Origin of the sequence: Campylobacter sp. RM10537 (assembly GCF_022369435.1) — a bacterium.
Taxonomy (GTDB): Bacteria; Campylobacterota; Campylobacteria; order Campylobacterales; family Campylobacteraceae; genus Campylobacter_D; species Campylobacter_D molothri.
The window spans coordinates 621411-639482 of the sequence record NZ_CP059597.1 but is presented as its reverse complement, the minus strand read 5'-3'; the positions used below and the strand labels follow the sequence as shown (position 1 = coordinate 639482).

At 27.9% G+C, this 18072-nt stretch carries 20 protein-coding genes and 1 tRNA gene; 16 read left to right on the top strand and 5 right to left on the bottom strand.

Annotation, left to right across the window (positions count from 1 at the left end):
* The first annotated feature begins 11 nt into the window (after nucleotides 1-11).
* The 3 genes from murA (at nucleotide 12) to CMOL_RS03245 (ending at nucleotide 2551) form a co-directional block, all read left to right on the top strand.
* Nucleotides 12-1268: a UDP-N-acetylglucosamine 1-carboxyvinyltransferase gene (gene murA / locus CMOL_RS03255; protein ID WP_200283608.1), complete on the top strand. Its 1257-nt coding sequence runs from the start codon at nucleotides 12-14 to the stop codon at nucleotides 1266-1268.
* Nucleotides 1265-2431 carry a molybdopterin molybdotransferase MoeA gene (locus CMOL_RS03250; RefSeq protein WP_239820671.1) on the top strand — a complete coding sequence of 389 codons (1167 nt, stop codon included), beginning with the start codon at nucleotides 1265-1267 and terminating at the stop codon, nucleotides 2429-2431. The genes murA and CMOL_RS03250 overlap by 4 nt, the downstream gene beginning before the upstream one ends.
* A 45-nt stretch (nucleotides 2432-2476) precedes the next feature.
* Nucleotides 2477-2551, top strand: a tRNA-Gly gene (locus CMOL_RS03245).
* A 559-nt stretch (nucleotides 2552-3110) separates the two neighbouring features.
* Here the strand turns inward: CMOL_RS03245 and lepB are convergent.
* Both lepB and folD read right to left on the bottom strand, forming a co-directional pair.
* On the bottom strand, nucleotides 3111-3962 hold the full coding sequence (gene lepB / locus CMOL_RS03240) for a signal peptidase I (protein ID WP_239820670.1): 852 nt from the start codon (nucleotides 3960-3962) through the stop codon (nucleotides 3111-3113).
* 8 nt (nucleotides 3963-3970) lie between these two features.
* Entirely contained in the window at nucleotides 3971-4819 is an 849-nt protein-coding gene (gene folD, locus CMOL_RS03235; RefSeq protein WP_239820669.1) for a bifunctional methylenetetrahydrofolate dehydrogenase/methenyltetrahydrofolate cyclohydrolase FolD, read from the bottom strand.
* A gap of 80 nt (nucleotides 4820-4899) precedes the next feature.
* Here folD and CMOL_RS03230 point away from each other — a divergent pair, with 80 nt between their 5' ends.
* From CMOL_RS03230 to CMOL_RS03205, 7 genes are read left to right on the top strand one after another with little or no spacing between them, the layout of a single operon-like run.
* Nucleotides 4900-5286 carry a c-type cytochrome gene (locus tag CMOL_RS03230; RefSeq protein ID WP_239820668.1) on the top strand — a complete coding sequence of 129 codons (387 nt, stop codon included), beginning with the start codon at nucleotides 4900-4902 and terminating at the stop codon, nucleotides 5284-5286.
* The gene (hemL, locus tag CMOL_RS03225; protein ID WP_239820667.1) at nucleotides 5276-6550 is read left to right on the top strand and encodes a glutamate-1-semialdehyde 2,1-aminomutase; all 1275 of its coding nucleotides are present in this window, start codon (nucleotides 5276-5278) and stop codon (nucleotides 6548-6550) included. Before CMOL_RS03230 ends, hemL begins: the two co-directional genes overlap by 11 nt.
* Entirely contained in the window at nucleotides 6547-6828 is a 282-nt protein-coding gene (locus tag CMOL_RS03220) for an AtpZ/AtpI family protein (RefSeq protein WP_200282217.1), read from the top strand. Before hemL ends, CMOL_RS03220 begins: the two co-directional genes overlap by 4 nt.
* The gene (locus tag CMOL_RS07830; protein WP_337198296.1) at nucleotides 6828-7325 is read left to right on the top strand and encodes a hypothetical protein; all 498 of its coding nucleotides are present in this window, start codon (nucleotides 6828-6830) and stop codon (nucleotides 7323-7325) included. Before CMOL_RS03220 ends, CMOL_RS07830 begins: the two co-directional genes overlap by 1 nt.
* Complete coding sequence (locus CMOL_RS03215; protein ID WP_200282215.1) at nucleotides 7303-8490, top strand: MFS transporter; 1188 nt, start codon at nucleotides 7303-7305, stop codon at nucleotides 8488-8490. The genes CMOL_RS07830 and CMOL_RS03215 overlap by 23 nt, the downstream gene beginning before the upstream one ends.
* A complete protein-coding gene (gene fliK, locus CMOL_RS03210; protein WP_239820666.1) occupies nucleotides 8483-10552 on the top strand; it encodes a flagellar hook-length control protein FliK in 2070 nt (689 codons plus the stop codon). Before CMOL_RS03215 ends, fliK begins: the two co-directional genes overlap by 8 nt.
* Nucleotides 10549-10830, top strand: coding sequence for a FlhB-like flagellar biosynthesis protein (locus tag CMOL_RS03205; protein WP_200282211.1), 282 nt, complete (start codon nucleotides 10549-10551; stop codon nucleotides 10828-10830). The genes fliK and CMOL_RS03205 overlap by 4 nt, the downstream gene beginning before the upstream one ends.
* On the opposite strand, the gene CMOL_RS03200 is transcribed toward CMOL_RS03205, so the two are convergent.
* Together CMOL_RS03200 and CMOL_RS03195 are read right to left on the bottom strand one after the other, a co-directional pair.
* Nucleotides 10827-11627 (bottom strand): phosphatidylserine decarboxylase, encoded by an 801-nt coding sequence (locus CMOL_RS03200; RefSeq protein WP_200282209.1) that lies wholly within the window; start codon nucleotides 11625-11627, stop codon nucleotides 10827-10829. The genes CMOL_RS03205 and CMOL_RS03200 overlap by 4 nt on opposite strands.
* Complete coding sequence (locus CMOL_RS03195; RefSeq protein WP_239820665.1) at nucleotides 11627-12751, bottom strand: metallophosphoesterase; 1125 nt, start codon at nucleotides 12749-12751, stop codon at nucleotides 11627-11629. The genes CMOL_RS03200 and CMOL_RS03195 overlap by 1 nt, the downstream gene beginning before the upstream one ends.
* 92 nt (nucleotides 12752-12843) lie before the next feature.
* Between CMOL_RS03195 and gltX the strand changes: the two genes are divergently transcribed.
* Genes gltX through CMOL_RS03180 form a run of 3 tightly spaced genes read left to right on the top strand, consistent with a single transcriptional unit; the run spans nucleotide 12844 to nucleotide 16049 of the window.
* Complete coding sequence (gene gltX, locus CMOL_RS03190; RefSeq protein WP_239820664.1) at nucleotides 12844-14139, top strand: glutamate--tRNA ligase; 1296 nt, start codon at nucleotides 12844-12846, stop codon at nucleotides 14137-14139.
* Nucleotides 14140-14142: 3 nt separating this feature from the next.
* Nucleotides 14143-14424 (top strand): YggT family protein, encoded by a 282-nt coding sequence (locus CMOL_RS03185; protein ID WP_239820663.1) that lies wholly within the window; start codon nucleotides 14143-14145, stop codon nucleotides 14422-14424.
* Nucleotides 14421-16049, top strand: a complete 1629-nt coding sequence (locus CMOL_RS03180) for a lytic transglycosylase domain-containing protein (RefSeq protein WP_239820662.1) — start codon at nucleotides 14421-14423, stop codon at nucleotides 16047-16049. The genes CMOL_RS03185 and CMOL_RS03180 overlap by 4 nt, the downstream gene beginning before the upstream one ends.
* On the opposite strand, the gene CMOL_RS03175 is transcribed toward CMOL_RS03180, so the two are convergent.
* Nucleotides 15946-16431: a hypothetical protein gene (locus tag CMOL_RS03175; RefSeq protein ID WP_200282196.1), complete on the bottom strand. Its 486-nt coding sequence runs from the start codon at nucleotides 16429-16431 to the stop codon at nucleotides 15946-15948. The genes CMOL_RS03180 and CMOL_RS03175 overlap by 104 nt on opposite strands.
* 103 nt (nucleotides 16432-16534) lie before the next feature.
* Between CMOL_RS03175 and mobB the strand changes: the two genes are divergently transcribed.
* The 3 genes from mobB to CMOL_RS03160 are packed head-to-tail and all read left to right on the top strand — an operon-like array spanning nucleotide 16535 to nucleotide 18059.
* A complete protein-coding gene (mobB, locus tag CMOL_RS03170) occupies nucleotides 16535-17014 on the top strand; it encodes a molybdopterin-guanine dinucleotide biosynthesis protein B (protein ID WP_200282193.1) in 480 nt (159 codons plus the stop codon).
* A gap of 12 nt (nucleotides 17015-17026) precedes the next feature.
* The gene (locus CMOL_RS03165; RefSeq protein ID WP_200282190.1) at nucleotides 17027-17869 is read left to right on the top strand and encodes a class 1 fructose-bisphosphatase; all 843 of its coding nucleotides are present in this window, start codon (nucleotides 17027-17029) and stop codon (nucleotides 17867-17869) included.
* On the top strand, nucleotides 17862-18059 hold the full coding sequence (locus CMOL_RS03160) for a hypothetical protein (protein WP_200282187.1): 198 nt from the start codon (nucleotides 17862-17864) through the stop codon (nucleotides 18057-18059). Before CMOL_RS03165 ends, CMOL_RS03160 begins: the two co-directional genes overlap by 8 nt.
* The last annotated feature ends 13 nt before the right edge of the window (nucleotides 18060-18072 follow it).

The window sequence follows — 18072 nt, the reverse complement described above, 5'->3', positions numbered from 1 at the left end:
TAAGGAAAAATATGACTTTTTTGGAAATTAAAGGTGTTGATTCTTTAGAAGGTGAAGTTCAAATTAGCGGCGCTAAAAATGCCGCCCTACCCTTAATCGCTTCTACTATACTTGCTAAAAATGAAGTAAAGATATCCAATGTCCCAAATGTAGCTGATATTAAAACTTTAATATCTCTACTTGAAAATTTAGGCGCAAATACCTATTTTCAAGATAATACAGCAATTATAAATACAACCACTCTTAATCAAACTATCGCTAAATATGATATTGTGCGCAAAATGCGAGCTTCTATACTCACACTAGGTCCCCTACTTTCACGTTTTGGACATTGTGAAGTTTCATTACCTGGAGGTTGTGCTATAGGTCAAAGACCGATCGATTTGCATTTAAGTGCTTTAGAGAAAATGGGTGCAAATATAGAAATTAAACAAGGCTATGTAATTGCAAATGGAAAACTTAAAGGTGCTGAAATTCTTTTTGATAAGATCACTGTCACAGGTAGTGAAAATATTATTATGGCTGCAGCTTTAGCTAAGGGAAAAACTAAAATTTTAAATGTGGCCAAAGAGCCAGAAGTTGTACAGCTTTGCGAAGTATTAGCTAATACAGGATTGGATATTAAAGGCATAGAAAGCAATGAGCTTGAAATTTATGGTACAGATGGAGAGCTTTTAAATTTCAAAGAATTTAGCGTAATTCCAGATAGAATTGAAGCGGGAACTTATCTTTGTGCAGGAGCTATAACAAATTCTCAAATTAGCCTTAAAAAAGTCAATGCAGAACACTTAGGAGCTGTTTTGGCAAAACTCCACCAAATGGGTTTTAAAACTCAAATAGAAAATGATAACATTATCTTATTTCCGGCTAAAAAAATAGAACCTATAGAAATTTTAACTAGTGAATATCCAGGATTTCCAACAGACATGCAAGCACAATTTATGGCTTTGGCTTTAAAAGCAGAAGGAACAAGTATTATTGATGAAAGACTTTTCGAAAATCGTTTTATGCATGTAAGTGAGCTTTTAAGGATGGGTGCAGATATAAAACTTAATGGACATATTGCAACCATAGTTGGCGGCAAAGAACTTAATGCAGCTGATGTTATGGCTACAGATTTACGTGCTTCTTCAGCACTCATACTTGCTGCTCTTGCTGCTAAAGGTACAAGCAAAGTGCATCGAATTTATCACTTGGATCGAGGTTATGAAAATTTAGAAGAAAAATTTAAAGCCTTGGGGGCTAAAATTACAAGGCTTGAAGAATGAAAAATCTTTTTGAAACTTTAAAAGATATAGAAAAAGAAGTCATACCTTTAGAAGAAATTGAAATTATTAGCTTGGAAAATGCAACAAATCGTATTTTAGCAAAAGATCTTTATGCGCAGAAAAATTTACCTAGTTTTGATAATGCAGCATTAGATGGATATGCCTTTAATTACATGGATTTAAAAGAAGCTTTAAGTATAAAAGGTGTTATTTTTGCAGGCGATAGCAAAACTTATGAAATAGGTAAAAATGAATGTTATAAGATTATGACTGGGGCAAAAATGCCAAAAAATGCTGATACAATTTTGATGGTTGAGGATGAATATTTAGAAAACAATAAACTTATTATTAAAAAAAATCCTAAGCAATTTAATGCAAGACGTCTAAAAGGCGAAGAATTAAAACAAGGTGAATTTTTATTAAAAAAAGGCACAAGGCTAAATTCAAGACATATTGCACTACTTGCTTCTCAAGGAATTTATAAAATCGAAGTTGTGAGAAAAATTCGCATTGGTATTTTTTCAAGTGGCAATGAACTTAAAGAACCTTGGCAAACTTGTGATGAAGAAAATATCTATAATGTTAATGCCTTGTCTTTGATGAGTATGTTAAATTATTGCGAAATTCAGTATCTTGGAATTATAAAAGATGATTTTAATATAATTAAAAATACTCTTTTAAAAACAAATTTTGATCTTTTGATTACTTCTGGTGGTGCGAGCATGGGTGAAGCTGATTTTTTAGAAAAAGCCTTTGATGAATTAAATTATAAGGCTATTTTTAAAGGTGTAAAAGCACGGCCTGCGCGCCCTAGCAAACTTTACAAAAAAGATAAACAATTAGCTTTAGTTTTACCAGGAAATCCTATGGCTGCTTATCTTTCTTGCTTTATTTTTGCTAAAAAAATTATTAATTTGCTTAATAACACTTTTGAAAAATCTTTTAAAATCAGTGCTAAAATGGGTGTTGATTTAAAGATTAAAAAAGGAAGAAATAATTTTATTTTGGGAAATTTAGAAAATGAATTTTTCATACCCTTTAATAATAATCAATTTGGTTCAGGCATGATATTACCTTTAATTAATAGTGAATTTTTACTTATAAGTGAAGAGAAAATAGAAAAATACCATAAAGGAGATCATATAGAACTTTTAAAGCTTTAATCCTTGACAAAGAATAAAAAATTTATTACAATTTTGCCTTTACTTGCGGGAATAGCTCAGGGGTAGAGCATAACCTTGCCAAGGTTAGGGTCGCGAGTTCGAATCTCGTTTCCCGCTCCACTTAATCTTTCTTTCTTGAAATTAATAAAATTTTTTCCATATCTTAATTTTAAACAATTAAAAGAAATTATGATTTTTAAATAAAATTAGCAATATTGCTAAAAACAATATTGCTAAAAAACCAAACTTTAATTTAGAATGATTAATTTAAAGCTAAAAGAGTGAAAGATGAAGTCAAGGAAACCAATTTAGCTTTAAACTTACTCTTTGAAAGATGTTCATATCTTTAAATATTATATATTATTTAAAGATAATTGAAATTATACTAAAAAATAACTAAAATTATAAAATTAATTTTTTTTATAATTTAGATAAATAAAATTTATGTAAATTATTTTTTTGCTTATAATTTTTCTCTTATATTAATTAGTTTAGTTTTAACAAAGATTTTCTTTAACTTTTTTCACAAATAAATTTTTACTTTCATTTTTTAAAAAAATGAAAATTTGATTAATTGTACTCGAATAATAAGTATAATTTATTGGTTTTTATAAGCTTTAAATTTAATTATAAAGTATTGAGAGATATTGAAAATTTCTTAAGAAATTTTCAATGGTTTTTAACCTAAAGTGTCATTTTCATCATAATCATGAATATAAACATCATTATTTTCTAAAGTATCAACACTTCTTCCTATTCTTTCCCATCTAACAATGCCTTTATTATCATCCCAAGAAAAATACACAAACCAAGGTTTTCCTACTATAAATTTATAAGGAACACTTCCCCAAAAACGACTATCATAAGAATAATCTCTATTATCTCCCATCATAAAATATTCATCCTTAGGGACTTCAAAAATATAAGCATTTCCTCCGCTAAAACCTACTTGTTCTCCAAGTTCTTTAAAATAGGTTGGAGACATAGCAAAATCATTTATAGCAAAATGTGCTAATATATCACTTTCTATATCTTTTTTTAAATCATAATGAATCCCTTTTTCTTTATAAGGCTCTTTAACATAAATCTTTCCACCAAGCTTAACAAGGTCTTTAGGATAATGAGAGCGCATAAATTCATCGCCTTCATGCATTCTTACATAAAGAGTTTTATTTGCATAAACTATTTTATCTCCCCCTACCCCAACACAACGTTTAACAAAATGCTGCTTTGCATCCCTAGGATACCTAAAAACCACTATATCCCCTCTTTTTGGCCCTGACCCAGCGATTAAATGACCATTTTTATTAAAATCTGGTAAAACAGGAATTTCAAGCCAAGGAATATGTGGGGTTGGGATACCATAACTGAATTTTTTAACAAATAAAAAATCATGTATTAATAAGGTATTTTTCATAGAACCACTAGGAATTACAAAAGCTTGCATAAAGAAAAACATAACCAAAAGAACAATAATAACTGTCCCAGTCCAAGATTGACAAAATCTATAAAGTTTTTTAAAAAAAATCATGAATTTTCCTATTTTAGTCTATTTTTAGCCGATCTTACGGTATTTTCTAAAAGCATAGCAATAGTCATTGGCCCAACTCCTCCAGGAACTGGAGTAATAAAACTTGCTTTTTTTGAAACATTTTCAAAATCAACATCACCTACTATTTTACCATTTTCAAGACGATTGATACCAACATCTATAACAATCACTCCTTCTTTAACCATATCAGAACGCAATAAATTCACACATCCAGCTGCCACTACAATTAAATCGGCTCTTTGAGTGTATAATTTTAAATCTTTTGTTTTAATATGACAAATACTCACTGTTGCACCAGCATTTAAAAACATCGTAGCCATAGGACGTCCAACTATATTTGATTCTCCTATAATAACAACATCTAAGCCTTCTAAAGTGATTTCATAAGATTTTAAAAGTCTCATAATACCAAGCGGGGTGCAAGGTAAAAATCCGCTTTCTAAACCTAAATTTAAATACCCCACATTAATAGGATGAAAGCCATCTACATCTTTACTACTTATAATGCTTTCTAAAATTAAATTTTTATTAATATGACTTGGTAAAGGTAGTTGCACTAAAATTCCATGCACACTATCATCGTAATTTAAAGTATTAATAAGTGCTAAAAGTTCATTTTGGGTTGTATTTTCATCAAGATGATATACCAAAGACTTAATCCCACATGCTTCGCAAGCTTTAGCTTTGGAATTAACATAAGTTTGGCTTGCAGGATTGTTTCCAACCAAAATCACAGCAAGACAAGTCTGCATGCCCTGTTCTTTAAGTATTTGATTTTTTTCTTTAAGTTCTTCTTTGATTTTTAAACTTAAGGCTTTACCATCAAGTAAAATCATTACTTTCCTTTTATAAAATTTTATTACTTTTTTAAAGTAAAAATTGTATCATATTAAAATTTCATTAGCAAGGTTAAATTTTGAAAATCCTTATAACGTTTTTATTTACAACCATTATTCTTTTTGGTTCTGATTTTATAACTCCAAGAGAATACGCTAAAATGCTTTATGAAAATCCTAGAGGAATTAGTTGTAAAAAATGCCATGGAAATGATGGAAGTGAGCAAATTTTAGGATATTATCTAAAAAAGGGAATTAAAACACCTTATAAAATTCCAAGTATTCAAAACCTTAGTTTTGAAAAGTTTAAAAACTCACTCAATCAAACTAAAAATGCCAAATCTATTATGCCAAATTATTCATTGACCAATGAAGAAATTGTAAGTTTATATAATTATATTAACCAATTTAACAAAAATAAAAAACAGCAATCTACAAATACCAAAGGAGTAAAAAATGACAAATAAAAAAGCTTTTGAACAAGCATGCAAAATAATAGCAGGTGGTGTAAATTCACCAGTTAGAGCTTTTAGTAATGTAGAAAGTGAACCCAGATTTATTGATCATGGTAAAGGTGCTTATATTGTTGATATTGAAGGAAATTCTTATATTGATTATGTACAAAGCTGGGGACCTTTACTTTTTGGACATTGCGATAAAGATATTCAAAAAGCTTGTCAAAATGCTCTTAAAAAAGGTTCAAGTTTTGGAGCCCCTACTTTATTAGAAACAGAACTTGCAAATTTAGTTTTATCAGATTTTCCACATTTAGATAAAATTCGTTTTGTAAATAGCGGAACAGAAGCGACGATGAGCGCAATTCGTCTTGCGCGTGGTTTTACAAAAAAAGATAAAATATTAAAATTTGAAGGGTGCTATCACGGACATTCTGATTCCTTACTTGTCAGCGCTGGAAGTGGTGCTGCTACTTTTAATACTCCAAGTTCTTTAGGAGTATTAAATGAAATTGCAAAATTTACTCTAGTTGCAAAATACAATGATATTCAAAGTGTAAAAGAACTTTTTGCACAGCATCAAGATATTGCTTGTGTTATTATAGAACCTATAGCTGGAAATATGGGCTTGGTTCCAGCTAAACAAGAATTTTTAGAAGATTTAGTACAAATTTGTAAAGCCAACGAAACTTTACTTATTTTTGATGAAGTTATGAGTGGTTATAGAGCCTCATATCTTGGCTCTTATGGAATTAATCATATTGAGGCTGATATTGTTACTTTTGGAAAAGTTATTGGAGGTGGATTGCCAGCGGCAGCTTTTGCAGCTAGAACTGAAATTATGGATATTTTAAGTCCTCTAGGTGGAGTTTATCAGGCTGGAACTCTAAGTGGGAATCCTTTAGCTATGGCAGCAGGAATTGCTAGTATTTCTAAGGCAAAAAAGAAAAAAGATTTGTATGAAAAATTAGCTAAGTTAGCTAAACGACTAACTCAAGGTATGAAAAAAATAGCTCTTGAAAGAGGAATTCCTTTGCAAACTTGCTATGTAGGTTCTATGTTTGGCTACTTTTTTACAGAAAAAATAGTTGAAAATTATCAAGATGCCTTAAAATCAGATCTTAAACTTTTTTCAAAATTTCATCAAAAAATGCTTAAAAATGGAATTTATCTTGCTCCTTCGCAATTTGAAACTGGTTTTATTTGCTCTAAAATGAATAATAAAATAATTGATACTACTTTAGAAGCAATAAAAGAAAGTTTTAAACAACTATGACAAGAAAAAAAATTATTCATAAAACTATAGAAGCTGCAGACGGTTTAAGTCTTGGAATTTCTATAGTTGTTGCTATTTTAATTGGCATTGGTATTGGGTTTTTACTTCAAAAATTTACCCCTTATCCTTGGTTATTTTGGCTAGGGGTTTTCTGGGGAATTTCTGGTGCAATACTTAATGTTTATAAAGCTTACAAAAAACAAGTAAAAAATTATGAAGAATTTGTAAAACGCGATGAATTAGTAAAAGAAATTATCCAAAAAGAGAAAAATAAGTAATGCAATATAAAAAAACATTTGCTATGGTTATATTTTTAATTCATATTGTATTTTTTTTATCCTTTTTGTTTTTAATTCCTTTTAAGCTGAATATATTTTTTAGCTTTGAAATAGCATTTTTTAGTATCGTATTGGTTGTTATGACTTCTTATCTTAGTTATAAAAAAATGATCTATTCTCAAGCAAAAAAATATCAAATAAATCAAAATTTGTTTCTATTCTCTCTTAAAAAGATTAAAAATCTACCTAAAAATATAAAATTTACAATCCCAAAAGACGATTTAGAATTCAGTACAAAAAATAAAATATATTTTTTTGCGACATTTTTTAATTTATTAAAAATTTTTGCTTATGTGATTTTAGTTGCGGGTTTTTTGTTTTTAAACAGACAAGGAATGCTTCATATAATTAGCTATTTGTGTGGAATTTCAAGCCTGCTTATTTGCGTTTTTATTTTTATGATATATATAAGATATGAGTCCAAAAAAAATTATTAAATCAATGACAGCACTTTTTGCCAGCATGGCTTTTTTATTTGCTGGCAACGCTTTAATTGTTACTTCAATCGGCGTTGTTCTTAAAGAAAGAGGAGAAGGCCCTTTGGTTGTGGGGATTATTAGCTCTTGTTTTTTTATTGGAGGGCTTATTGGAACAATAAGTGCACATAAAATTATTTCAAAAATAGGTCATATAAGATCTTTTGGCTTATTTGGTGCTATTTTTGGAATTTCAGCTATGCTACATACTATTAGTAATAATCTTATTTTTTGGGCTATTTTAAGATTTTTAATAGGTGTTTGTTATTATGGTTTTTTAATGGTAATAGAATCTTGGTTAAATGAAAAAAGTAAAAATGCTATTCGATCAAGAATTTTAGGATTTTATGAAATAGTATTTTATCTTTCTTTTGGAATAGGAACTTTAATTATTGCTCTTAATTTAAGCAGACATAATGTCTTTATTTTAAGTGCTGCTTTGATTTTATTTTCTTCTTTGCCACTAAATCTAATCAAAATAAAAGAACCCATTTTACCAGCCTCAAGCCCTATTTCTATACCGAAAATTTTTGATATCGCACCTTTGGCCATCATAACCAGTTTTATAGCCGGAATGCTTATAAATGGTTTTTTTTCAATGGCTCCTTTATTTATACTTTTGCAAAAATTTAACAATCAAGCTGTATCTTATTTTACTTTTTGTGGAATTTTAGGTGGTTTTTTTGCCCAAACTATTATGGGAACCATCTCGGACAAATTGGGTAGAAAATTTGCTATTATTACTTGTTCAAGTATAGGTTTTTTTACCATGCTTGTATTTATTTTTTTTAAACCTTGCTTATATATTCAATATTGTTTATCTTTTTTATTGGGTATGGGAATTTTTTGTCTTTATGCTTTAGCATTGGCCAGGGCTAATGATGTATTGGTGATTAAAAACAAAGGTGTAGAATTAGGACGTGGTGTTCTTTTTTGCTATTCTTTGGGATCTTTATTTGGGCCTTTGATTTTAGGTTTTTTAATGCAATATTTTAATACAAAAGGTTTTATTTGGTTTTATATTTCTTTACTTGGATTTTTAATACTCTTTACCATAAATAGACCTCATATTCTAAGTAAAAAATTCAATAAAAAACCTGGAAATATGGTGATGTTAGATGATTAATACTCAACTTACAAGTCAAATTGCTAATGCTCAAAAAAATGATATTAAATTAGATAATGCTCCAGTAAAAGATAAAGCAAATTCTAAAGAAAGTCCTAAAGAAGCACTTTCAAATGCCCTAAAACAAAATTTAGGTCTAAGTAAAGATGCTAGCAATGAAGAAATAATCTCTAAGCTTATCCAAAATGAAACTAGTACAAAACTCAAAGAACTTGTCAATAAACTTCTAGAACAAATCAATTCTCAAAAAAATCCTGATTCGCCTATGCTTAAGCAAAGTAAAAATTTAAACTTAGCTCCTAACTTTGCTAATGAATTAAAAATATTGAGTACTGAACTTGCAAAAGATGATGTTTTTTCTCAAGTTTTAGATAAGCTAAATCAAATTTTAAAACCAGCAAGCGAAATTAAAAATAACAATTTGGCTCCATTATTTAAAAATTCAGGTGTATTTTTTGAAGCAAAATTAAAAGATGCTTTAAATGAAGAAAGCCTACCTAAAAGTTTTTATTCTCTCTTAAGTACAATTAAGGGTCTAAGCAATGAAAAACTTAGCGTCCAAATTGCTCAATTAGCTGCTGCGAATTTAAACCCAAAAGAGACTCTTAAAGAGCTTAAAAATATATTACAAACCAATAAGAAAGAAAATGCACAAATTTTAGATCAAAGCTCTTTTAAAACGCTTTTAAAGCTAGGATCTAAAATAGAAAATTTTAAAAATTATATCACCAAAAATCCTAGCATGGCTCAAAATAAAATTAATGATATTGCTTACAAAATTTCAAAAGAAATTAAAGCTTTAAAAAATGATTTTTTCAAAGCTTTAAATAAACCAGAAAATATCATGATTCAGGATACAAATATATTAAAAAATGCTGCTAAAGCATTTGAAAAACTTGAAAATACTTTAAAAAATATTTTAGAAAAATCAAATTTAAAAATGCCTAATGATGAAAGCGATATTTTAAAAAACCTTATTTCAAATAAAAAAGATATTCAAAATGAAAATTCTCATGAAGTAAAAAAACATAAAGAACAAACACAAGATGATGAACTAAAACATAAAACACAAGAACATAACCAAGAAAAACATTTAAACGATCAAAAAGCAAATAAAGATGAAAAAAAAGAAGTGGAAAATTTTCAAGACCATAAAAATGATAACAATAAAAATAATTTTAACCAAGAAAATACAAAAAATCCTCTTAGAGAAAATGCTAAATTTTTTGAAACAAAAAATGAAAATAATATGCAAAAAATACCTCTAAACAATACACAAAATCAAGAAAATCTTTTCAAAAATCAAGAAATTTTTAATAAGCAAAATAATATCAAAAATTTAGCCTTTATCGTGGAAAATTTAGATCTAGAACAAGTGCAAAATCTGAGCAAAGATCTTAGCAATCTTTCAAGAAGACTTAATGAAAGTTTAAGAGAATTAGAACCTCATATCCAACACACAAAAATAAATCAAGCTGAAATAAAAAATTTAGAACGAAAACTTGATTTATCTATGAAGGATTTAGCTCAAATTAAGCCAAAAACAGATCAAGATATAGCAGAATCTTTACATCATGATATCAAATCCACTCTTTTGCAAATTTCAAATTTGGCTAAAAATGAAGGTAATGAAGCTGTTTATAATCAGACCAATAGACTTTTAGCTCAAATTGAAATCAATCAACTAATTTCTCTAGCAAATGATTCTATTAATACCTATTTACCTTTTTCTTGGGAAGATCTTAATGACTCTAAAATTATGTTTAGAAGAGGTAAAAAAGATAAATTTTTTGCTCAAATAAAACTTGAATTTGCTAAGCTTGGAGACTTAGAAATTTTAATTTCTTTAAACCATGAAAAATACATAGACATAAATATTATGGCTGAAAATAAAGAATTTAGAAAAACAATTTATGAAAATGCCCATGAGCTTAAAAAGAATATCAATAAAGCAGGACTTTTAAGCGCTAATTTTTTTGTAGGTGATATCATAAGAAGCAAATTTGATAATAGGGATATTAAAAATTTAGACCTTGAAATGGGGATGGATAAAACAGTATGAGCAAAATTAAAAAATCCATTAAAAAAGCTGTCGCTCTAGGCTACCAAAAAGAAAAGCATTCTGCACCAAAAGTTCTTGCAAGTGGCAAAGGAGAAAGTGCTGCTAAAATTATCTCTTTAGCCAAAGAACATGGAGTGCCTATAAAAGAAGATGAGGATCTGATTGAAATTTTAAGCAAACTTGATCTTGGAGATGAAATCCCACCTAACATGTATAAAGCAGTAGCTGAAGTTTTTGCTTTTATTTATCAAATGGCAAATAAAACTCATAAAAATTAATCAGAAATACTCTCTCCGAATTTAATTTTCTGCCCTATTTCTAATTTTTTATTCCATATACCTTTTTGAGCAATCAATACTATAGTAGAACCTAGTTCAAAGTATCCAAGTTCTTCTGCTTTTTTTAATTTTAAATTCTCATATTCTTTGGTAAAACTATAAGACAATTTAGCATTTGTTCTAATGCTGTCATCAAAATTAAAACGCATTTTTCCAACATTTTGCGCACCTATAAAAACAAGCCAAAAAATACCTTTTTCATTTTGACATTTTAAACTTACTCTTTCATTTTTTGTGTAGAGATTGCCAATGGATTTTAAATGTTTTTCATTGACACTATAAAGTAGTCCTCTTGTGTAGGTTGCGCTTAAAATTTGCATATCACAAGGACTATGATAACGATGATAATCTCTTGGCGAAAGATAAATATTGATATAATCTAATCCTTTTTTCAACTCATGAGATTTGAAATTATCTTTTAAAAGCTCCACGACACTATAAGTATGCCCTTTAATTGAAAAGGCAAAATGCTCTTCATCAGCTAAAAAAGTACTCCCGCATTGTAAAATTTTTCCATCACTAGGACTGATAAAACCTTTTTCTATGGTGCGAGGAATTTTTATAGTTCTTGTAAAGAGTTCATTTAAACTTTTATATTCGCAAACATGATCAAATTCGCTCATATCAATTTTAAAATAACTTACATAAAGTTGGTTGATTTTTTTTTGAATTAATTTTGGAAATTTAAATTTAGCTATAAGACCAAAAAGTTTAGAACTTTCTCTTGAAAAATTCATTACAAATCTCCTTTAAGATTTAAAATAACAATTTCACTTGGAGCAAAAACTCTAAGGCTTGGACCCCAAAAACCTGCTCCACTGCTAACATATAATTTTGTTTTTTCACTTAAACTATAAAGCCCATAAACAAAACCTTGTTGAAGTTTAACCAAAAACATAAACGGAAAAATTTGTCCTCCGTGAGTATGTCCGCTTAAAATCAAATCAAAATCACTTAAATCATAAAGCAAAGCTGTTTTTGGCTGATGAGTTAATAAAATACTTGGCTTTGATGTATTTAAATCTACTTTTATCCTTCCTAAATTAGGAGCATATAAACCTTTGTCAATTCCAGCCAAATCAGTCATTCCAGCAATATTAATAAAACCTAGATCTTTATTTTGATTGAGTAAAATTTTCATTTTTGTATGAGTTTTAAGCAAATCTAGGACTTGATTAATTCCATGATAATATTCATGATTTCCTACGGTATAAAAAGTCCCATAGGTTGATTTAAAATCATTTAATTTTGAAATATAAGGCTTCAAATCCCTAGGACTTGCATCAATTAAATCACCGATAATAAAAACCATATCCGGTTTTTGAAAATTAACTTTATTAATCACTTGTTCTAAAAATTTTTCATGTAAATTTTTACCCAAATGCATATCGGTTAAAATAGCAATTTTTAGATCTTTTTTTAAGCCATTAATTTTCAAATTTAATGTATTGATTTCAGGAATTTTTAGAGCATTATGAATGCTTATATAAATTAAAAATACAGAAATTAAAATAATAATAATTTCAAAAATTAAACGAATAAAGATATTAATCTTTTTATAAGCTTTTCCCGAAAGAATTAAAAAAAGTCTAAAAAAATCAAGTATCAAAGTAATAAAAAAAAGACAATAGCTTGGAGCATAACTCATCGATAAAATTTCATACCATAACTCACTTAGATAATCATCTCTTCTTAGGATTAAAAAAACAATTTGAGCTAAAAAAAGCACAAAAAAGATTAATGCGAAAAATTTTTTAAAATACTTAAAAAGTAAGAATTTATTAATCAAACGCTTGTAAATATATAGATTAACTAAGCCAAATATAACTAAAATAATAAAAGATAAAAATAAATACATCATAAAAGTAATTATATCAAGTAAATATTAAATATCTGTATAAAATTATTTGTTATAATTTTGTTTTTTGAGAATCCAAAATACAAGGTTTTACAATGTATCGTTTTGCCCCATCTCCAACAGGAGATATGCACATAGGAAATTTACGCGTAGCTTTATTTAATTACATCTGCGCTAAACAAAAAAATACTTATTTTGTCTTACGTATAGAAGATACTGATAAAGCAAGAAATATAGAAGGCAAAGAGGAAGAAATAAAACAAATCCTAAGCCTTTTTGGAATTTCTTGGCAAGAATATTACATACAAAGTGAGAATTTGAAATTTCATCGCCAAATGGCTTTAAAGCTCGTCAGCGAAAAAAAAGCTTTTGCTTGCTTTTGCACAGAAAAAGAATTAGAAGAAAAAAAAGAATTAGCAAAACAACAAGGAAAACCTTATCGATACGATGGAACTTGTGAAAAATTAGCAGATATTGATATTTTAGAATGTGAAAAACCTTTTGTTATTCGCCTTAAAAAACCCAATAAAACGATAGAATTTTTAGATCTCATCAAAGGTAAGCTTAGTTTTGAGCCTGACAATATTGATTCTTTTGTTATTATGAGAACTGACAAAACCCCTACTTACAATTTTGCTTGTGCTGTCGATGATATGCTTGAAAATATTACTTGCATTATACGTGGGGAAGATCATGTTTCAAATACACCTAAACAAGAACATATTCGCCAAAGCTTAGGCTATGATCAAAAAATAAGCTATGCGCATTTGCCTATCATTCTTAATGAACAAGGTGTTAAAATGAGCAAAAGAGAGGCACATTCTTCTGTAAAATGGTTGCTAGAACAAGGAATATTGCCAAGTGCAATTGCTAATTATCTTCTTATCTTAGGGAATAAAACTCCTTGTGAAATTTTTACTATAAATGAAGCTATTTCTTGGTTTGATATCAATAAAATCTCAAAATCTCCTGCTAAATTTGATCTAAAGAAACTTTTACAGATTAATCGGGAGCATATAAAATTGCTAGAAAATTCCAAGCTTAATGAAATTTTAAATTCTACAAGAGATTTAGCTGATTTAGCAAAATTTTATACTCAAGAAGCAAGTACAATTAAAGAATTAAAAGAAAAAATTCATGCTATTTTTAGTCCTAAAGATTATCTTGAATTTGAGAAAGAATGTAAAATTTTAAAAGAAATTCTAAATGGCATAGAACTTTTTGAAAAGTATGATGATTTCAAAGGTTATCTTTTACAAAAAAGCGGCTTAAAAGGTAAAAATTTCTTTATGCCTTTAAGGATTATTCTAACAGGAAATATACATGGGCCAGAACTTAGCGATCTTTATCCGCATATAAAAAATTTTATACATGAATTAGCGAGGATATAAATTATGATTATGGATTCTTTTATTTATGCTATCTTTCAAATTTTACACATTGTTATTAATATTTATACTTGGATTATTATTATTACTGCACTTTTAAGCTGGGTTAATCCAGATCCATATAATCCTATTGTTCAAATTTTATATAAGCTTAGCTATCCTGCTTATGCTTTAGTAAGAAAAATTCCAACACGTATAGGAAATATTGACTTAGCACCCTTAATTATACTTTTGGCTTTACAATTTTTCAGCTTTTTTCTTGATGGTATCTTAAGGAGTCTTTTGTGAAAAAAATATGCTTATTGTTTTTAAGTTTTATATATCTTAATGCGTTAGAATACGATTTAAAAACTTTAAAAAAACAAGATAATTCTTTAGCTAAAGATTATTATATTTATAGACTTTTAGAAAAAAAGACTTTGGGTAAAGAAGAAATTGAAAATTTAAAATCTCATATTTTTCGTTATACTGGCAAAATAAAAACAGAATTTGAGAAAATTATTCCTATTAAACCCTATATTAATCCAAAATATATACAATGTTATACTTATACAAACAATACTATTTTAGATGCGAATTTAAGTTGTCAAAGCGTGCGTTTAAATTCTATTTCTTTTATTGAGAGTTTAAGCAATAAAGATCGAGATATATTGGCAAAAAAATTTGATTCTAAAAGACCTGATTTTTCAAATTTACTTCTTGCTTTTAATTCTAACAAGCCTATGAGATATATGGAAGAAAAAGACGATGTAAATGGTTTTTATAAGCTTTATAAATACTTAAAAACCGATGATGGAGATTTTGACATAAATGCAAGTTTTGTAAATAAAATCTCTAATTACAATGATTTTGATAATTTTGCTCAAACCATTATTATTCAAAAGCAATATCCAAAATTTAGATATTCTCTTTTGCAAACAAATCCAAAAAATACCAAAGAATATACAGCATTTTATTTAGGTATTAATGCCTTAACTTACAATAAAGATCATATAGCTTATGAATTTTTTAAACAGGCTGCACAAACTTTTAAAAGTAGAAGCGGTAGAGATAATGCTATTTTTTGGATGTGGTTAATCAAAAAGGATGAAAAAGATTTACAAATGCTTGCTCAAAGCAATTCTTTAAATATCTATAGCCTTTATGCTAAAGAATTAACCCACACCGCTTTTCCTAAAATCGAAACAATTAATGTTAATAAGAAAAAAAATGATTTTAATATGCAAGATCCGTTTGCATGGCAAAAGCTTAATAAAACAATACTTGAAGCTAACGCAACACAATTAGATGTATTAGCTAAAAAATTCGATACTGAAGAAACTTTACCTATCTATGCTTATATTTTAGAGAGAAAATCTAAATTTAAAAAGCATTATTTTATCACACCTTATTATCAGTACATTAAAGATTATGATATTCCTAGACAAGCTTTAATTTTAGCTATCACTAGACAAGAAAGTAGATTTATTCCTACAGCTATTTCGGTCTCTTATGCATTAGGTTTAATGCAATTTATGCCTTTTTTAGCTAATCATATCGGAGAAAAAGAATTAAAAATTCCAAATTTTGATCAAGATTTTATGTTTAAACCTGAAATAGCTTTTTATTTTGGAAACCATCATTTAGATTATTTAGAAAAAAGATTAAAATCCCCTTTATTTATAGCTTATGCTTATAACGGTGGTATAGGATTTGTAACAAGATTGTTAGCTAAAGATGATATGTTTAAAAATGGAAAATATGAACCTTTTTTATCTATGGAATTAGTTCCTTATCAAGAAAGCCGAATTTATGGAAAAAAAGTATTGGCTAATTATATTGTGTATCGACATCTTCTGAACGATAGTATAAAGATTTCGGATATTTTTGAAAATTTAATTCAAAACAAGGCAAATGATTTAAACAAATCTTAGCCTTAACAAAATTTTCTGCTTTTTCACTGGGAAGGGTTACCTCTAAATATTTTGTGTAATTATTTTGTAATAAATATTTCAAAAAAGATGGATCTAGTTCTTTAATATCGGCTTTTTTATTATTTAAAAAAATCTCTAAACTATCTATGTTAAAAGAATCAGGGGTAAGCGTAAAAGCAAAAATATCATTATCACTAGAATAATCCAAAACAGGATTTAAATAAGACATTGTAACAATAGCATTAAGATTATTTTGCGATATTTTATATTTTTGCGAAAACATAAGAGTTTGGGTTTTTAAATTTGTATCTACAATAATAGGATCTTTTATAGAACATGCACTAAAAAATAAAATACCAGATAATAAAAAAGAAATTCTCATACGCTAACCTAAAAAAATATTTTTTATAATTCTAGCCTTTTAACTCTATTTTTTGGTTTAAAATATTATAATTTAGTTTTAATTTTTAGGAAAACAAAAAATTATGGAAAAATTAATTATGGCCTTTAGTGGCCCATCAAATTCTGGAAAAACAACTCTTATTACAAAAATTTCGAATGAATTTATAAATCAAGGATTGAAAGTTCTTATCATTAAGCATGATCCCGCAGATAAAGCTCAGTTTGATTTTAATGGAAAAGATAGTTTTAAATTTTTTCAAACCGGTGCAGAGGTAATGGTTTTAAGTCCTACAAGGACGACTTTTTTTTCCCATCAACAAAGAGATATTTTAAAAGCCTTACAATTATCACAAGACTTTGATATATGTTTAGTTGAAGGTTTAAAAAATTTAGATCTACCGCGTATTAGTGTTTTTTGCCAAGAAATTGATGAGAGTTATTTTCCATTTTCTAAAGCTATTGCAAGTTATAATAAAATTTCTCATGCGAATTTAATTTGGCTTGATTTAAACAATATTAAAGAAATTTGTAGATATATATTAAACAATGCAAAAAAAATCTAAAAAGGAGAGTTAATGGAAGAATTAATTTCTTATATTCAAAAAGCTATTTTAGAAATTTCAGATTCTTTGAAATTTCCAGATACAAGTTATAGCCAAAACCACAATTCTACAGGCGATACTCAACTTAAATTTGATATATTAAGTGATGAGATTATTACAAAAACCTTAAGTCAATGCCCTACCCTTAAAGCCATTATCAGTGAAGAAAAAAATGAAATTTTAAAAATTAATGATAATGCAAAATATATTGTAGCTTATGATCCGCTTGATGGTTCTAGCCTTATGGATGTTAATTTTGCCATAGGGTCTATTTTTGGTATTTATGAAGAAAAAGCTAGTGCTAAAAATTTAAAAGCAGCGGTTTATAGCATGTATGGAGCTAGATTAGAAATGGTTATTTGTGAAGATACTCCTAAATTATATCGTCTCAATAAAAATAATGAATTTATTTTTATTAAAGAATTAAAAATGGAAGAAAAAGGGAAAATTAACGCTACAGGCGGAACACAGAAATTTTGGGACGAAAAACACACTCGATTTATCAAATTCTTATTTGATGAAAACTATCGTTTAAGATACTCTGGAGCTATGGTAAGTGATATCAACCAAATTCTACTCAAAGGAGGTGGAATTTTTAGTTATCCAGCGACAAAAGATTCTCCTAAAGGAAAATTAAGAGCTTTTTTTGAAGTTTTCCCTTTGGCGTTTATCGTGGAAAAGGCGGGTGGAAAAACTACAAATGGAAGTAATCAATCTTTACTTGATCTCGAATTTGAAGCTATACATGCAACAACTCCTTGTTTTTTTGGCTCCAAATACGAAATTGAAAAACTTCTGGAAATTTATAATGGCTGAAACTAGAGACAAATTTGAACAAGAAATGGATAATAAAAAAGAAATTTTATTATCCTGTCAAAATTCAAAAAACTTAAATTCTTGCTATAATTGCGAAGAAATTTTTACTTGCCAAACACGCAAAGACTATGTTGATGCTGTTTATAATAGCATGTCTAAGGGTAAGACTGAAGGCGGATTTGATTTTTAAATTTTTTAAGGAA

Bases quoted from the DNA above. Each gene is read 5' to 3' on its own strand.
- lepB (WP_239820670.1), bottom strand. From the start codon at position 3,962: ATGATTTTTTTTAAAAAACTTTATAGATTTTGTCAATCTTGGACTGGG.
- CMOL_RS03200 (WP_200282209.1), bottom strand. From the start codon at position 11,627: ATGAATTTTTCAAGAGAAAGTTCTAAACTTTTTGGTCTTATAGCTAAA.
- CMOL_RS03165 (WP_200282190.1), top strand. From the start codon at position 17,027: ATGGAAGAATTAATTTCTTATATTCAAAAAGCTATTTTAGAAATTTCA.
- CMOL_RS03185 (WP_239820663.1), top strand. From the start codon at position 14,143: ATGATTATGGATTCTTTTATTTATGCTATCTTTCAAATTTTACACATT.
- fliK (WP_239820666.1), top strand. From the start codon at position 8,483: ATGATTAATACTCAACTTACAAGTCAAATTGCTAATGCTCAAAAAAAT.
- CMOL_RS03215 (WP_200282215.1), top strand. From the start codon at position 7,303: ATGAGTCCAAAAAAAATTATTAAATCAATGACAGCACTTTTTGCCAGC.
- gltX (WP_239820664.1), top strand. From the start codon at position 12,844: ATGTATCGTTTTGCCCCATCTCCAACAGGAGATATGCACATAGGAAAT.
- CMOL_RS03250 (WP_239820671.1), top strand. From the start codon at position 1,265: ATGAAAAATCTTTTTGAAACTTTAAAAGATATAGAAAAAGAAGTCATA.
- CMOL_RS03160 (WP_200282187.1), top strand. From the start codon at position 17,862: ATGGCTGAAACTAGAGACAAATTTGAACAAGAAATGGATAATAAAAAA.
- mobB (WP_200282193.1), top strand. From the start codon at position 16,535: ATGGAAAAATTAATTATGGCCTTTAGTGGCCCATCAAATTCTGGAAAA.
- hemL (WP_239820667.1), top strand. From the start codon at position 5,276: ATGACAAATAAAAAAGCTTTTGAACAAGCATGCAAAATAATAGCAGGT.
- CMOL_RS03175 (WP_200282196.1), bottom strand. From the start codon at position 16,431: ATGAGAATTTCTTTTTTATTATCTGGTATTTTATTTTTTAGTGCATGT.
- CMOL_RS07830 (WP_337198296.1), top strand. From the start codon at position 6,828: ATGCAATATAAAAAAACATTTGCTATGGTTATATTTTTAATTCATATT.
- murA (WP_200283608.1), top strand. From the start codon at position 12: ATGACTTTTTTGGAAATTAAAGGTGTTGATTCTTTAGAAGGTGAAGTT.
- CMOL_RS03195 (WP_239820665.1), bottom strand. From the start codon at position 12,751: ATGATGTATTTATTTTTATCTTTTATTATTTTAGTTATATTTGGCTTA.
- CMOL_RS03205 (WP_200282211.1), top strand. From the start codon at position 10,549: ATGAGCAAAATTAAAAAATCCATTAAAAAAGCTGTCGCTCTAGGCTAC.
- folD (WP_239820669.1), bottom strand. From the start codon at position 4,819: ATGATTTTACTTGATGGTAAAGCCTTAAGTTTAAAAATCAAAGAAGAA.
- CMOL_RS03220 (WP_200282217.1), top strand. From the start codon at position 6,547: ATGACAAGAAAAAAAATTATTCATAAAACTATAGAAGCTGCAGACGGT.